The organism is Aquimarina brevivitae, assembly GCF_004216895.1.
Classification (GTDB): Bacteria; Bacteroidota; Bacteroidia; order Flavobacteriales; family Flavobacteriaceae; genus Aquimarina; species Aquimarina brevivitae.
This window is the reverse complement of sequence record NZ_SGXE01000004.1, coordinates 52,024-67,338: the sequence shown is the minus strand read 5'-3', so window position 1 is coordinate 67,338 and position 15,315 is coordinate 52,024. Positions and strand designations below refer to the sequence as shown.

The 15,315-nt window shown below is 34.9% G+C and carries 15 protein-coding genes; 14 read left to right on the top strand and 1 reads right to left on the bottom strand.

The features are described 5' to 3' along the window. Positions 1–15: 15 nt before the first annotated feature. Positions 16–471 (bottom strand): hypothetical protein, encoded by a 456-nt coding sequence (locus tag EV197_RS13795; RefSeq protein ID WP_130287381.1) that lies wholly within the window; start codon positions 469–471, stop codon positions 16–18. Between the two features lie 112 nt (positions 472–583). Between EV197_RS13795 and rsgA the strand changes: the two genes are divergently transcribed. The 14 genes from rsgA (at position 584) to EV197_RS13725 (ending at position 15,075) form a co-directional block, all read left to right on the top strand. Further along, positions 584–1,534, top strand: coding sequence for a ribosome small subunit-dependent GTPase A (gene rsgA / locus EV197_RS13790; RefSeq protein WP_130287489.1), 951 nt, complete (start codon positions 584–586; stop codon positions 1,532–1,534). 65 nt (positions 1,535–1,599) lie between these two features. Next, the gene (gene dtd / locus EV197_RS13785; protein ID WP_130287380.1) at positions 1,600–2,052 is read left to right on the top strand and encodes a D-aminoacyl-tRNA deacylase; all 453 of its coding nucleotides are present in this window, start codon (positions 1,600–1,602) and stop codon (positions 2,050–2,052) included. A gap of 23 nt (positions 2,053–2,075) precedes the next feature. Beyond that, complete coding sequence (locus EV197_RS13780) at positions 2,076–3,992, top strand: DUF3857 domain-containing protein (protein ID WP_130287379.1); 1,917 nt, start codon at positions 2,076–2,078, stop codon at positions 3,990–3,992. Positions 3,993–4,005: 13 nt separating this feature from the next. After that, positions 4,006–6,033, top strand: a complete 2,028-nt coding sequence (locus EV197_RS13775; protein ID WP_130287378.1) for a transglutaminase family protein — start codon at positions 4,006–4,008, stop codon at positions 6,031–6,033. Between the two features lie 3 nt (positions 6,034–6,036). Beyond that, positions 6,037–6,363, top strand: a complete 327-nt coding sequence (locus EV197_RS13770; RefSeq protein WP_130287377.1) for a nucleotide pyrophosphohydrolase — start codon at positions 6,037–6,039, stop codon at positions 6,361–6,363. Next, positions 6,363–6,608, top strand: a complete 246-nt coding sequence (locus EV197_RS13765) for a hypothetical protein (RefSeq protein ID WP_130287376.1) — start codon at positions 6,363–6,365, stop codon at positions 6,606–6,608. Before EV197_RS13770 ends, EV197_RS13765 begins: the two co-directional genes overlap by 1 nt. Positions 6,609–6,618: 10 nt before the next feature. Next, positions 6,619–7,848, top strand: coding sequence for a 3-phosphoshikimate 1-carboxyvinyltransferase (locus EV197_RS13760; protein WP_130287375.1), 1,230 nt, complete (start codon positions 6,619–6,621; stop codon positions 7,846–7,848). Between the two features lie 74 nt (positions 7,849–7,922). Then, positions 7,923–8,972 (top strand): tRNA preQ1(34) S-adenosylmethionine ribosyltransferase-isomerase QueA, encoded by a 1,050-nt coding sequence (queA, locus tag EV197_RS13755; protein WP_130287374.1) that lies wholly within the window; start codon positions 7,923–7,925, stop codon positions 8,970–8,972. Positions 8,973–9,234: 262 nt separating this feature from the next. Next, positions 9,235–10,203, top strand: a complete 969-nt coding sequence (locus EV197_RS17110) for a chalcone isomerase family protein (protein WP_165389063.1) — start codon at positions 9,235–9,237, stop codon at positions 10,201–10,203. A 97-nt stretch (positions 10,204–10,300) separates the two neighbouring features. After that, positions 10,301–11,341, top strand: coding sequence for a dual-specificity RNA methyltransferase RlmN (gene rlmN / locus EV197_RS13745; RefSeq protein WP_130287373.1), 1,041 nt, complete (start codon positions 10,301–10,303; stop codon positions 11,339–11,341). Positions 11,342–11,443: 102 nt separating this feature from the next. Further along, complete coding sequence (locus tag EV197_RS13740) at positions 11,444–12,421, top strand: polyprenyl synthetase family protein (protein WP_130287372.1); 978 nt, start codon at positions 11,444–11,446, stop codon at positions 12,419–12,421. A 127-nt stretch (positions 12,422–12,548) separates the two neighbouring features. Then, on the top strand, positions 12,549–13,118 hold the full coding sequence (locus tag EV197_RS13735; RefSeq protein ID WP_130287371.1) for an RNA polymerase sigma factor: 570 nt from the start codon (positions 12,549–12,551) through the stop codon (positions 13,116–13,118). Beyond that, entirely contained in the window at positions 13,099–13,896 is a 798-nt protein-coding gene (locus tag EV197_RS13730) for a hypothetical protein (protein ID WP_130287370.1), read from the top strand. Before EV197_RS13735 ends, EV197_RS13730 begins: the two co-directional genes overlap by 20 nt. Before the next feature lie 108 nt (positions 13,897–14,004). Beyond that, positions 14,005–15,075 carry a PorT family protein gene (locus EV197_RS13725; protein ID WP_130287369.1) on the top strand — a complete coding sequence of 357 codons (1,071 nt, stop codon included), beginning with the start codon at positions 14,005–14,007 and terminating at the stop codon, positions 15,073–15,075. Positions 15,076–15,315 lie beyond the last annotated feature (240 nt).

Below are 15,315 nucleotides of genomic sequence, written 5' to 3'. Positions count from 1 at the left end.
TATATAAGAATTGAATTACATTTTTCTTTTAAAAATATACCGAGTAACAAAAATTCCATTACTATCTCCTTTTCCAGAGAAACTTTCAACACCACTATTAACAAAGGCAAGTTCCCATCCCTCACCGGCCATAGTGTTCATTTTTGACATTACAATGGCGTCGTTTGCAGCAATATTTTGAAATCTGATGCCACCAAGGTTGAAAAAGTTTAACAGTTTTGTTTCATCGAACCCTTTGACACGGATATCACCTCGATCCGATTTATTACGAGAGTTGTCTTCTTCAGACCTTGTTGAAGTAAACTCCTTGTAATCTCTGGATTCATTAGCGGTAATCATCCGTGATCTACCAACCCCATTTGGTACAATAGATTCAATTACAGTTACAATTTGATACTCGTACGTTTGCTGAGCAAATGATCCGGTAAAGCTAAGCATAGCTATTGCTACCAATAATAACGATTTTTTCATATTCTAATGGTTTTAAAAAATTGATTTTTCTTGCCACACCATCAGTCCGTGCAGCAGGCTAAAGTATACATATTTTGTTAAATTTTATCTTTTTATTTGCATCTTTGCAATGATGACAGGAATTGTATATAAATCTACGGGGAGTTGGTATACCGTTAAAGCAGAGAACGGTAACATATATCAATGTAGAATAAAAGGAAAGTTTAGGATTCAAGGAATAAAAAGTACGAATCCAATAGCTGTTGGTGATGTAGTTGATTTTTCTTTAGAAACAAAATCAGATGAGGTTACCGGCGTCATTGAAAGTATCCACGAAAGAAAAAATTATATCATAAGAAAGTCTGTAAACCTGTCTAAACAAACTCATATCATTGCGGCCAATATTGACGTTGTTTTTTTATTGATTACAATAAATAACCCAACTACTTTTACAACTTTTATAGATCGTTTCTTAGTTACGGCGGAAGCCTACGATATTAGAGTGGTTTTACTTTTCAATAAAACAGACAACCAATCAGAGGAAGAATTTATGGAAGCTAAGTATTTAGCTTCACTATACAGAGATATTGGTTACGAGTGCCTTGGGATTTCAGCTAAAACTGGTAAAAACGTGGAAAAGGTTAAAGCATTGATGACAGGCAATGTTAGCATGTTTTCTGGGCATAGTGGAGTGGGTAAGTCTACCTTAGTAAATGCTATCGAACCAACATTGAACCTGAAAACAGCCGAAACTAGTGAGCAGCATCAGCAAGGACAACATACGACAACCTTTGCAGAAATGTACGATCTTAGTTTTGATGCAAAAATTATTGATACCCCCGGTATAAAAGGATTTGGAGTGGTTGATATAGCGAAAGAAGAACTTGGAGATTATTTCCCAGAGTTTTTTGAGTTAAAATCCGAATGTAAATTCAATAATTGTTTACATATTAATGAACCACAATGCGCAGTTAAAGAGGCTTTAGAAAACGAAGAAATAGCTTGGTCCAGATATAAAAGTTACTTGCAGATTTTAGAAGGCGAGGATGAAGGTTATAGGAAAAACGTATACGACTCGGAATAAATATTTTAAAATAATAGGGTAACATTTTTCCTGTTATGGACACAGTATAGAAAGCATAATTTAATATGAGAGCTATTATACAGCGCGTTAAAGCATCATCAGTTCAAATTGACGGCAAGGAAGAAGCTAAAATTGGAATCGGGGTTTTAATTCTTTTGGGGGTTGAAGATTCAGATACTCAAGAGGATATAGATTGGTTATGCAAAAAAATCTGTCAGTTAAGAATATTTAACGATGTCGAGGGAGTAATGAATTTAAGCTTATTAGACATTAATGGAGAAGCGTTAGTCGTTAGTCAATTTACCCTACACGCCAGTACCAAAAAGGGTAATCGTCCCAGTTATATCAAGGCATCAAAACCGGATATAGCAATTCCATTATATGAGTCTTTTATAAAAAAAATGGAAAATATCTTACAAAAAACGATAAGTACTGGTATATTTGGGGCCGATATGCAGGTTTTTATACAAAATGATGGACCTGTAACGATTAGCATCGATACCAAAAATAAAGAATAGTATTAAGCCCCAAAATTAATCCTATGAATTATAAAGTACTACTGCAATGTGCAGTATGCCTTTTTTTATATATCTCCAGTAGTTACGCCCAGGAATTCTCTGATCTACAATCAATAGTACTGGATAGTGTTTTGATTCAAGATGCTAATGCAGTGGTCAGAAACGAGGAAATAGTCGTTACTATAAAATCTAAAAATTCGGTTGTTATTACTACATCAAGAACCGTAACGGTTCTAAACAGATATGGTAATGATCTTATACAAGCCTATGAGTCCTATGATAATTCTACTAAGATTAAACGAATTGAAGCTACTATTCATAATTCGGTAGGAGAGGAAATTAAAAAAATCAGAAAAAAGGATTTTATAGATGTTAGTGCGTTTGACGGTTTTTCTTTAGCATCAGATAACCGAGTTAAATATCTGGAATATACTCCTGTTGAATATCCTTACACCGTTTCATATACTAGTGAGGTAGAGCTGACTAACACTGCTTTTATTACTCCGTGGATCCCTATTGCAGATAATAAATTGAGCGTAAATAAAAGTAGCTATACAATTTATAATCTTTCGGATAGTGATTGGCGATTTAATGAAAAGAATCTAGATAAATTTGGGGTCATTAAAAAAGCAGAAGACAATAAGGTAGCGTATAGTATCCAAAAGTCTAAAGCCTATGCTCCTGAGGTCTATAGTTTGGCCTCTAGATATGTTTTTCCATACGTAAGAGTCGCTATGGATCAATTTACTTTAGCAGAGGTAGAAGGAACAGCTTCAGATTGGGATAACCTGGGTAAATGGATGTATGATAAGCTGCTCAAAGGGAGGTCAGAACTGCCACAAGAAACCTTGGACCATGTAACTAAGATGGTAGATACACTAACGACAAAAAAGGAAAAAGTTAAAAGTATCTATAAGTATGTACAGGATAAGACTCGTTATGTAAGTATACAACTAGGGATAGGTGGGTGGATGCCGTTTTTAGCCTCGGATGTAGATCGATTGGGGTATGGTGATTGTAAAGCATTGACGAATTACACCAAGGCATTGTTAAGTAGTCAGGGGATAGAATCGTACTATAGTATTGTATATGCAGATCAGGAAAAACAAGATATAGATACTACTTTTGCGGCTTTTGACGGAAATCACGTCATACTTAATGTGCCCGACGGTGAAGATGATATTTGGTTAGAATGTACCAGCCAAACCATGCCGTATAATTTTTTAGGAGATTTCACAGATGACAGAAAGGTTGTGTTAATAACTCCAACCGGCGGGAAGATAAAGACTACAAAAAAGTATACTACAGAAGAGAATATACTTATTACCCAGGCAGAGATCGAAATTTTTGCGGATAAATCCATGAGGGCCTCAGTAACGCGAAAAGCATCTGGATTAGAATACGACTGGAATCACAATATTATTTTTCAAGATCAAAAAGATCAAAAATTACATTATCAAAAGTTATGGAATTATATCAATGACTTGCAAGTTACAGAGATCGATCTTAAAAATGATAAAGATTCCATTCAGTTTACAGAAAAACTAAAAATTAATACTACCGCTTACTGCAAAAAAGCGGGTAGTAGAATATTGTTTACACCCAATGTATTTTCGCGCTTTACAAATTCATTGCCTAAGTATAAGGATAGAATTTCGCCATTGGATATTTCTAGAGGGTATACTAACGAAGATACCTATGTTATTACGATGCCCGATGGATATGGTATTGATAATTTGCCAAGGGCACAAACAATACGAACTCAATTCGGCTTGTATACATATAGAATACGAAAACTAAGTAATAATCAACTTGAATGCTACCGAAAGTTGATCCTTAAAGACGGTCTTTATCCTAAAGAGGCATATAAGGAGTTTAGACTGTTTTTTGAAAAAATCAAAAATATCGATGACACAAAAATCGTGTTGAAAAAACAATAATCAAACAAGTAACATGAAAAATTGTATCGCAATTTGCAGTATACTGCTAGTATTTACAATTGGGGTAACCCAAGCTCAAGAGTATAAATTTGGTAAAGTTTCGAAAGAGGAATTATTAGAAAAATCGCATCCCTTAGATAGCACTGCTTCTGCTGCAGTACTTTATGAAAATCAAGAGGTATATATAGAATATACACAATCAGAGGGTTTTCGTTTAATAACCGATGTGTTCAAAAGAGTAAAGATTTACGATAAAGAAGGTTTTGAATATGCATCTGATAAACGATATCTCTATAAAAAGGGAGGAGATGATGAGATACTTACTGGTCTAAAAGCCGTAACCTATAACCTTTCTGGTGATAAAATTGAAGAGACTAAACTTAAAAAAGATGGAATATTCAAAAATGAATTTTCAGAATATTATGATGAGGTTAAATTTACTATGCCTGCAATAGATGAGGGTTCAGTAGTAGAGTATAAGTATAAAGTAGTTTCTCCATTTTTGTTTAGTATGGATCGAATTTATTTACAATATGAAATTCCAATTAAAAAATTGGAGGTGAACGTAAAATCGCCAGAATATTTTGTCTACAAAAAATTTACCACAGGTTATTTACCCATAGACTTAAAGACTTCTCAATATAATGATAAGGTAATCTTAACTACTAAAAACAGAAGAGGAGTGGGCTTCAATGGGAATACCACAAGAACAGACTGGTCGAGGGATGAAGTGAATTTTGTAGTGAATAAAGAAAGTATTAGTCTAGAAAATGTACCTGCCTTTAAGGAAGAGCCTTATGCGGGTAATATTGATAATTTTATCTCCTCAATTTTATACGAATTGTCTTTTGTTAATTTCCCACAAGAACCCATAGAGTATTATTCTACTACTTGGGAGGATGTATCTAAACGTATATATTCTAGTAGTAGCTTTGGTGGAGAAATTGATAAATCGAATTATTATAAAGAGGAGTTGGCAAATGTGATCAGCGGCGTTTCAAACCCAGTGGATAAAACAGCGTTGATTTACAATTTTGTTAAAAACAAGGTAACTTGGAATGGTAAATATGGGGTTTTTAGCTCTGAAGGGGTTAAGAAATGCTTTAAAGAAGGAACGGGTAATGTAGCCGAAATAAATCTTATGTTAACCTCTATGCTAAGAACGGCTGGGATCAATGCCTACCCGGTAATAGCAAGTTCTAGTAGTAAGCCTGTTTCACTTTTTCCTAGTATTGATGGCTTCAATTATGTGTTAACCCTGGTAAAATTCAAAGAAGGAGGGTCTATGTTATTAGATGCAACCGATAAGATTGGTTACCCTAACGTATTACCATCAAGAATCATTCGTGGAGTCGGAAGAGTAATTACGGAAGATGGAAACTCAAAAATGGTGAATCTTAGACCTTCAAAACCAACAGTACTTAGAACAGCAGTGCAGTGTCAAATAAGCGAGCAAGGGGTTGTTGAAGGCAAGCTAAGTAACAGGTATGCTACTCAATATGCGCATTCTTATAGATCTTATAATATTTCAAAATCCAAAGCTGATAGTCAAAAAGACATTATTGAAAAATACAACCTTTCGGAGGCTGCAGAGATAGAACTAGAAGGCCTCAACCAAGTAGGTAAAGGAGTGGTTGAAACCTTATCCTTCAAAACAACTAATGAAGTGGAGGTAATTGAGGATGAAATGTATTTTTCACCATTACTTTTTCTCAAAGAAAATGAAAATATTTTCAAAGCCGAAGATAGACAATATCCAGTGGATTTTGGTTACGGTTTTTCAGACTCCTACATGATTAACATTAAGATACCTGAAGGATATGAAGTGGTAGAATTGCCAAAATCTGGCGCATTTAAATTACCAAATAATTTGGGTAGCTTTACATATAGAACTAATTTCGTTAATGGAACCATTCAGGTGGTGGTTAATGAGACTATTGCTACTCCAGTAATTACTTCAAACTATTATCTGGCACTAAAAGAGTTCTATAACCAAATTGTTCAAAAAGAAGGGGAACAGGTAGTGCTTAAAAAAGTTTAAGATATGAATATTGCAAATGCGCAACAAGCCGTGGACGAATGGATTAAAAACCACGGCGTACGTTATTTTAATGAATTAACCAATATGGCGCAACTTACCGAAGAGGTCGGAGAGGTTGCCAGGATAATTGCACGTAGATATGGTGAGCAAAGCGAAAAAGAAAGTGATAAAAATAAAGACCTTGGAGAAGAATTGGCTGATGTTCTTTTTGTAGTTTTATGCTTAGCAAACCAAACTGGTGTGGATCTTCAAAATGCATTTGACAAGAAATTAGATTTGAAGACCAAAAGAGACCATGATCGCCACCACAACAACGAAAAACTAAAATAATGTTCAAAGAGATTATAACATCTAAGCATTATTGGATTCGGGTTTTATTATTAGCCCTTGGTTTTATCATCATCTTTAGTCTTTTAGAACATTTTATGGAGTATGGTGGTATAGATTTTGAAGCGTTTCTGGAGAGTAGAATTAGATATGGTCAATGGAAACGATACCTATTGTCAAGAATTGTTGGAGGAGGTTTGTATGGAATCGTAATGGCCTATTATTTTGAAATCAGAAAAAGAAAATAACGTCTAGAAAATGACAATTAAGCTCCATCAAACTGATCAGTTAACAAATGCAGCAATTGAAATTACGGGCTCTAAAAGTGAAACCAATCGGCTTTTACTGCTGCAAGCACTTTATCCGGAAATCGAAATAGCAAATGTTTCTAATAGTGATGACTCCATTGTTATGAAACAAGCCTTGTCGAGTCATAAAAAAGAGATCGATATCCATCACGCAGGTACAGCGATGCGTTTTTTGACGGCGTATTTTGCGATACAAAATCAACGTGAGGTATTGCTCACCGGGAGCAAAAGGATGCAGGAGCGACCTATTAAAATATTGGTAGATGCGTTACAACGTATTGGAGCATATATTACCTATCAAAAGGAAATTGGGTACCCTCCAATTTTGATCAAAGGAGAACAAAACTTAAAGTCTAAAGTACATATTGATGCTGGTGTCAGTAGTCAATACATTTCCGCTTTGATGCTAATTGGTTCTAGCTTACCCAAAGGATTGACTATACATTTAGAAGGGAAGTTAACCTCGGTGCCTTATATCCAAATGACACTTCATCTTTTGAAGGATATTGGGATAACTGCTAATTTTATTGATAATACAATTACGATTCAACCAAAGCAAGTAGTAACTCCTAAGCGTTTGGTAGTCGAATCAGATTGGAGTTCCGCTTCCTATTTTTATAGTATTGTAGCCTTGTCAAAAGATAATACTTCGATTACATTAAGTAGTTATAAAAAAGATAGCTATCAAGGGGATGCCGTATTAGCAAAAATATATACTGCATTTGGTGTGCAAACCACTTTTACGAACGAAAGCATAACCTTAAAAAAAGAATCTAAACACTTGGTTAAGCCTCCAATTGAGCTCGACTTATCCGATAGTCCAGATATTGCCCAAACAATTGCAGTAACCTGTTTTGGGTTAGGCGTAGAATGTCATCTTACCGGTCTACATACCTTAAAGATAAAAGAAACAGATAGGCTGGCAGCTCTTAAGATCGAACTGGAAAAATTAGGGGCTATAGTTGATATTACTACAGAGGCTCTACATCTTCAGCCTACGGATCATATCCTAGATGGAATTGCGATAGATACCTATCAGGATCATAGAATGGCTATGGCCTTCGCTCCTTTAGCGCTCAAAACCGGCTTACAAATAAACGAAGCCGAGGTGGTGTCTAAATCCTATCCTGATTTTTGGAGTGACCTTAAGAATTTAGGGATAAAAATTTCAGAGTTTTAAATATATCCACGGTTTTACTTGACAACCCCTATTTTGAGGTTGTATATTTGTAGCTTCTAAAAATAATAATAAAAATGAAGCTATCACATTTCAATTTTAATCTACCACAGGATTTACTTGCAGAATACCCTGCAGAAAACAGAGACGAAGCGCGTCTTATGGTTTTGAATAGAAAAGATCAAACTATAGAACATAAAATGTTTAAAGATTTGATTGATTATTTTGAACCACAAGATGTAATGGTGCTTAATAACACCAAGGTATTTCCGGCTAGATTATATGGTAATAAAGAAAAAACCGGGGCAAGAATTGAAGTGTTTTTATTAAGAGAGTTGAATTCTGAAACGCGATTATGGGATGTATTAGTAGATCCAGCAAGAAAGATAAGGATAGGTAATAAATTGTACTTTGGTGATGATGAAAGTCTGGTAGCAGAGGTAATTGATAATACGACCTCTCGTGGAAGAACGCTTCGTTTTTTATATGACGGATCGTATGATGAGTTTAGAGAAAAATTAAACGAATTAGGAGAGACACCATTACCAAAATATATCAAAAGGGATACGGAGCCTGAGGATGAACAACGATACCAAACCATCTATGCTAAAAATGAAGGAGCAGTAGCTGCACCAACCGCAGGGCTACATTTTTCTAAACATTTATTAAAGCGACTAGAAATTAAGGGCATTGACTTTGCAGAAATAACGTTACACGTTGGGTTGGGTACCTTTAGCCCGGTTGAAGTTGAGGACTTGTCTAAACATAAAATGGATAGCGAAGAGGCATTTATAACAAAACAAGCTACTGAAGTTATTAATAAGGGTATTGAAGAAAAAAGAAGAATATGTGCTGTTGGTACTACTGTTATGAGAGCCTTAGAAAGCTCTGTTTCTTCAGATCATACCTTAAATGAATTTAGAGGTTGGACGAATAAGTTTATTTTTCCTCCCTATGAGTTTAGTATTGCAAATAGTATGATAACAAACTTCCATACACCAAAATCTACATTATTAATGATGGTATCTGCTTTTGCAGGTCACGATTTTGTAAAAGAAGCTTATGCCGAAGCAGTAAAGGAAAAGTATAAGTTCTACTCTTATGGAGACGCAATGCTGATTATCTAAAAAAGATTGTTAAGAATAATTAAATAATCCACTTTTTATGAAAAGTGGATTATTTTTTTGTAGATAATTTAAAATTAAGATGTTATATTGTGGATTCGTAAAAAAATTGTATTTTCGCTACTCTTTTTACGGTTTTGCCATAATAAAGGTGTTTCCGACCAAAAAGAAGAGCATAAGTTTGTTTGTAATTGACAAAATAAATTTAGCTAGTTAGAAAAGATTTTTTTCTAAAAAAGCCCCTAATTAAAACCTATTTTGACCCATGAAGAAGATACTTTTTCTGTTTTTAGCGTCCTTTATTTATTATTCAGGTATAGCTCAAACCAAGGTTGGTGAGTTATATTTCAATGACATTGACACTTTTGATGATAAGGAGTTAGTGCTCAATGGCGCTGGAAAGAGAGATAATTTATACGCAGTTGGTTTATACCTAAATTTAGATTTAGAAATTAATGGTCCGCAGGATGGTGTGATGGTTGCCGAAAAAAATTCGGATATGGCTATAACCATAAAAGTTACCGATGGAACCATCGGTTGTACGGAACTAAGAGAAATGCTTCGGCTAGGATTGGAAAGAGCTACCGATGGTAATAGTTACTTGTTAGAGAAAGAGATACGTGACTTTTTAGCAATCTTCCCTTCAGACATAAATAGATACGACATATTTGATATTCTGTACAAAAAGAATGAAGGAATTTTTGTGTTTAGGAACAATAAGCAAATAGGAACCTTAAAGGATCTTGAATTTAAAAAAGCCTTATTTAAAATATGGCTAGGGGATAATCCTATAGACCAAACATTGAAAGAAGAGCTCTTAAAAGCCTATAAACCGAATCCTGTTCTTGGAAAATGGAAGACATATGATAAAGATACTGGAGTAGGGATAAGTATTGTACAATTGTATATGATCGATAAAAAGGTATTTGGATCCATACAACAAATGCTAAGACAATCAGAGCGAGATGCAGTATGCTATAAATGTCAAGGAGCTGATAAAAATCAAAAGGTTGAAGGACTAGTTATCATTAAAAATCTTAAGAAAAAAGATGAGGCTAAGTTTGCAGACGGTACTTTTACTAATATAAATGATGGAGAAGTATCGCCTTGCCAAATATGGGTTGATGAGGATCAGCCGGATATTTTAAAAGTACGCTATCGTGGTGGTGGTGGTGTACACGAATGGAAAAGAATTAAAGAACCCAAAAAAGAAGTTTATACAACTAAGTTTTAAGTAAAATATTGACATCATAAGGCGAGCTCTTTTCTGTTGCTAGAAAAGAGCTCGTTTTGTGTAAAGTAGAATTTTATTCTTAGTATTTTTGCACAGTATGCAAGAGAAGAAAAAGGATATCAGAGCGTTAACCAAGGAACAACTTAGAAATTTCTTTGAATCCCAGGGCGATAAAGCGTTTAGGGGTAATCAGGTTTATGAGTGGTTATGGAGTAAAGGCGCGCATAAATTTGAGGATATGACGAATATCTCAAAGGTAACTCGTCAAATGCTCGAAGATAATTTTGTGATCAACCACATTAAGGTGGATCAAATGCAGCGTAGTAGTGATGGTACCATTAAAAATGCGGTTCGTCTTCACGATGATTTAATAGTTGAGTCTGTACTTATACCTACACCCAAGAGAACTACAGCCTGTGTGTCTTCTCAGGTGGGATGTAGCTTAGACTGTAAATTTTGTGCTACCGCACGACTCAAAAGAATGCGAAACCTTAATCCCGATGAAATATATGATCAGGTCGTAGCTATAGATAACGAAAGTAGACATTACTACGATCGTCCTTTGTCTAACATTGTATTTATGGGTATGGGAGAACCGCTAATGAATTACAATAATGTTTTAAAAGCCATCGATAAAATTACTTCCAAAGAAGGGTTGGGGATGTCTCCTAAACGAATTACCGTATCTACCTCTGGTGTGCCTAAAATGATCAAAAAAATGGCAGATGATGAGGTGAAGTTTAAATTAGCTGTTTCACTCCATTCTGCAATCGATGAAGTTCGTACTTCTATTATGCCTTTTAACAGTACATTTCCTCTCCAAGACTTAAAAGAAGCTTTAGAATATTGGTACGCCAAAACCAAAAGCAGAATTACCTATGAATATGTGGTATGGAAAGGGATTAATGATAGAAAAGAGGATATCGATGCCTTACTGAAGTTTTGCACCTATGTACCGTGCAAAATTAATTTGATAGAGTATAACCCAATTGATGATGGGCAGTTTCAACAAGCATCAAACATAGCCATAGATAACTATATCAATGCATTAGAGTCAAGGGGGTTCGTTGTAAATGTTAGGCGAAGTAGAGGAAAGGACATTGACGCAGCTTGTGGTCAATTAGCAAATAAGCAATAACAGTTCTAGCTTCCTAGTAAGATCTTCGATGTATCTTAGACCCATAATAACATTTTACACTATCTTCGCAAGAGTCAAAGGAATAGTAATCTCAATTTTAGGTTGAAAGTAGTAGAACAAATAAAACTTCCTATAGTAGACGAAATGGAACTTTTCGAAAAAAAGTTCTCCGCCTCTATGTCTTCCAAAGTGGCGCTATTAAATCGTATAACACATTATATTGTCAACAGAAAAGGAAAGCAAATGCGACCAATGTTTGTTTTCTTGGTAGCTAAAATGGTATCCGGTGGCGATGTAAACGAACGAACCTACAGAGGTGCTTCGGTCATTGAGTTAATACATACGGCTACATTAGTTCACGATGATGTGGTAGATGACTCCAACCGCAGAAGAGGTTTCTTTTCTATAAATGCCTTATGGAAAAATAAAATAGCAGTGTTGGTAGGAGATTATTTGTTATCCAAAGGACTTCTGCTCTCTATTGATCACGAAGATTTTGATTTGCTTAAAATAATTTCTGTAGCTGTTAGAGAAATGAGTGAGGGAGAACTGTTACAAATTGAAAAAGCAAGAAATTTAGATATCACGGAGGAGGTATACTACGAAATCATAAGGCAAAAAACAGCAACCTTAATAGCTGCATGCTGTAGCTTAGGTGCTTGTTCTGTTGCTCCTAAAAGTGAGGAGGTAGAAAAGATGAGGAAATTTGGCGAACTTATCGGTATGGCTTTTCAAATTAAAGATGATTTGTTCGACTATGGCGATACGGCTATAGGTAAACCTACTGGCATAGATATTAAAGAACAAAAAATGACCCTGCCACTAATTCATACCCTTAATAATTGTACGGAGGATAAAAAGAAGTGGTTGATAAATAGCGTCAAAAATCATAATAAGAATAAGCAAAGGGTCAAAGAGGTTATAGCATTTGTAAAAGAAAACGGCGGGCTTGATTATGCTATTGAAATTATGCATCAGTTTAAATCCGATGCACTGGCTATTTTAAATACTTTTCCGGAGTCCCAGTATAAATCTTCCCTAGAGTTAATGGTAAATTACGTTATCGACAGGAAAAAGTAGAAAATTAACATATTGATTATAAGTCGATTATAATTAATTTTAAAAATAATCAATACCCCAGACAACCATTTTGTGCTTTACCACGTCTATAGTAATAGAACATCTTGATTAATTTAATATTTTAAAATTGAAAGTAATTCAGTTTTACAAAAGCGAATCGCAACTCATTAAAAAAGCTCGTAAAAACGACAGAGAGGCTCAGCAGGCAATTTACACTAAATATGCCCCTAAGATGCTAAGCGTTTGCAGACAATATGTTAAAGATATTCAGCACGCTGAGGAGGTGATGCTATCCGGATTTTTGAAAGTATTTATCAATTTGCAAAAATTCAAAGCCGAAGGCAGTTTCGAAGGTTGGATTAGAAGAATAATGGTTAATGAATCCATTTCTTTTCTAAGAAGCCAAAAAGAAACAGTGTTTACAGAAGATGTAACTATTTATAAAGATGAAACTTGGAACAATATCTATTCTGCTCTTGAAGTAGAAGATATTCAATCATTAATAGATGATTTGCCACCGGGATATAAGATGGTTTTTGTGCTCTATGCAGTTGAAGGGTATAAGCATAACGAAATTGCCAAAATGCTAAAAATTTCAGAAAACACTTCTAAATCCCAATTGTTTAAAGCCAGAAAGATGCTGCAACAGCAACTAACAAAATTAAATGAAAGAACCAATGGCGCCATTAAAATTTGAAGATAACGTAAAAGAAAAGCTGGATAATAGGGAGATTAATCCCTCAGCAGATAGCTGGGATACCTTAGCCAAACAGCTAGATGATCACCAACAAGAGAAAGCAGGAAAGACTAATTATACGATATGGTATCTTATTGCAGCAAGTATAATAGGTATTGTAATTATTACTTCGGTGGTATTAACCAATAATAATATCACTACGACTACTCCCACACAGCTAGTAAATACTAATAAGGAAACACCTCGTAAGCTCGTACCAAATAATACCGATGCTACTACTGAGGATAGGATTGTAGATCAGTTAAAATCGAATACAAACCTAGCAGTGGATGAGGTAGCTATAGATACCAAGAAGGAAAAAAATGAAATACTATCAAATACAAACGCCAGGAATACTAAATTCCACGAAACGGCTAATGTAAACCGAAGTTCGGATAAAAGATCAGCTATCGTGCTTGCTGATAAGACGAGTGGAGAGATGGACAATGACAACGTAGAAAGCTTAGTAGAAGAAAAGGTAGCCGCGGTTTTTGAGGAGGTTCAACAGCTTGAACAATCAAAAACTCAGGTAACCGATCAAGAAATAGAAGAGTTGCTTCGAAAAGCGCAGCAAGAGATTACCACTCAAAAAATGATGGAAAACCATTCCGTAGATGCAATGGCCTTATTGGATGAGGTGGAAACGGAGATGGAAGAATCCTTTAAAGAAAAAGTATTTGAGGCCTTAAAAACAGGATATCAAAAAGTTAAATCAGCAGTAGCTGAACGAAATAATTAATAATTCATCAATCAAACCCAGAGCAGATGTTTCATAAAGACTACTAGGAAATGTAGTGTGCACATAGTCTTTATAAATTGAGCGAAGGGAAATAAATCCATTAAACAAATGAAAAAAATAATGTTAGCTGCATTTGCGGCCCTGGTATGCTCGTTGCAAATTTTTGCACAGGATTCAACCGTTCAAGACAAAGTAGGACAGTTAGAAAAGCAACGAACTGAATTGATCAACATAGAAAAAGAAGCCCTTCGCAAAGAGGTTGAAGAGATCAACGAACGATTAATAAAAGAGGAGATAAGCCTGGAGGAAGCCACTAAACTTAAGGAAGAAGCTGCAAAGAAACATGCACTCAATATCGAAAACGCTTCGGCAATAATTGATAATAAAATTGCGCTGTTAGAAAGAAATAAAGGTCAGGATATAACGGAGACTAACTCCCAACTCATAGTGGGCATTGGTGCGATCGATGAAGATGGTGAAAATGTTATCTTCGGTATAAATATAAAGGATGGGGAATCAATAAAAAAAGAGGTAAAATATGATCGCAGGACCTATAGTGACCTGGTGATTGCTTTTGGTCTAAATAATGCTCTTTTTGAGGATCAGTCCCTAAACGATTCACCATATAAAATAGCAGGAAGTAGATTTTTTGAAATAGGATATGCCTGGAACACTAGAGTTTTTAATAACAGTAATTTTTTAAGAATTAAATACGGATTCTCGTTTCAGTTCAATGGCCTTAAACCGACGGATAATCGTTATTTCGTTGAAAACGGAAATATTACCGAATTACAGGATTTTCCGATTAATCTAGATAAATCAAAGTTTAGGATGGATAACCTGGTTGTACCAATTCATTTTGAAATTGGACCTTCAAAAGTGAGAAAAACCGAAGAAAAAATCAGGTATTCCACCCATAAACAGTTCCGACTAGGAGTAGGAGGATATGTGGGTGCAAATTTAAGTACACGACAAAAATTAAAGTTTGAAGAAAATGGAGGAGAGGTTAAGGATAAAATAAAAAGAGATTACAATACTAATGATCTGATCTACGGTTTATCCGGATATGCAGGGTTTGGAGATATGACAGTTTATTTAAAGTATGATCTAAATCCAATTTTCAGAAGTCCTAATATAGAACAAAATAATGTGTCACTAGGTTTACGCTTTGATCTTTAGTATAGGAGCTATGCTATAGTTTGATTCAGCCAATAAGTTAAAGCCGATTTGCTATGCAAATCGGCTTTTTGTTTAGTTTTATTCAAGAAGAGTTCTATAACTATTTATAGCTTGAAAAGATGAATATGATGTGGTTAGGGGTTGTTCATTTTGTGGTAAAGTACAAGTGAATTTACCATTGTTACATACGGATTAACCGTAAAAAAATGATATTCAGAGTTTTAGTAAAGTATTTCTTTT

Coding starts and splice junctions, on each gene's coding strand:
- EV197_RS13770 (WP_130287377.1), top strand. CDS start 6,037: ATGAATATTGCAAATGCGCAACAAGCCGTGGACGAATGGATTAAAAAC.
- queA (WP_130287374.1), top strand. CDS start 7,923: ATGAAGCTATCACATTTCAATTTTAATCTACCACAGGATTTACTTGCA.
- rsgA (WP_130287489.1), top strand. CDS start 584: ATGACAGGAATTGTATATAAATCTACGGGGAGTTGGTATACCGTTAAA.
- EV197_RS17110 (WP_165389063.1), top strand. CDS start 9,235: ATGAAGAAGATACTTTTTCTGTTTTTAGCGTCCTTTATTTATTATTCA.
- EV197_RS13725 (WP_130287369.1), top strand. CDS start 14,005: ATGAAAAAAATAATGTTAGCTGCATTTGCGGCCCTGGTATGCTCGTTG.
- EV197_RS13775 (WP_130287378.1), top strand. CDS start 4,006: ATGAAAAATTGTATCGCAATTTGCAGTATACTGCTAGTATTTACAATT.
- EV197_RS13760 (WP_130287375.1), top strand. CDS start 6,619: ATGACAATTAAGCTCCATCAAACTGATCAGTTAACAAATGCAGCAATT.
- rlmN (WP_130287373.1), top strand. CDS start 10,301: ATGCAAGAGAAGAAAAAGGATATCAGAGCGTTAACCAAGGAACAACTT.
- EV197_RS13780 (WP_130287379.1), top strand. CDS start 2,076: ATGAATTATAAAGTACTACTGCAATGTGCAGTATGCCTTTTTTTATAT.
- EV197_RS13765 (WP_130287376.1), top strand. CDS start 6,363: ATGTTCAAAGAGATTATAACATCTAAGCATTATTGGATTCGGGTTTTA.
- EV197_RS13795 (WP_130287381.1), bottom strand. CDS start 471: ATGAAAAAATCGTTATTATTGGTAGCAATAGCTATGCTTAGCTTTACC.
- dtd (WP_130287380.1), top strand. CDS start 1,600: ATGAGAGCTATTATACAGCGCGTTAAAGCATCATCAGTTCAAATTGAC.
- EV197_RS13730 (WP_130287370.1), top strand. CDS start 13,099: ATGGCGCCATTAAAATTTGAAGATAACGTAAAAGAAAAGCTGGATAAT.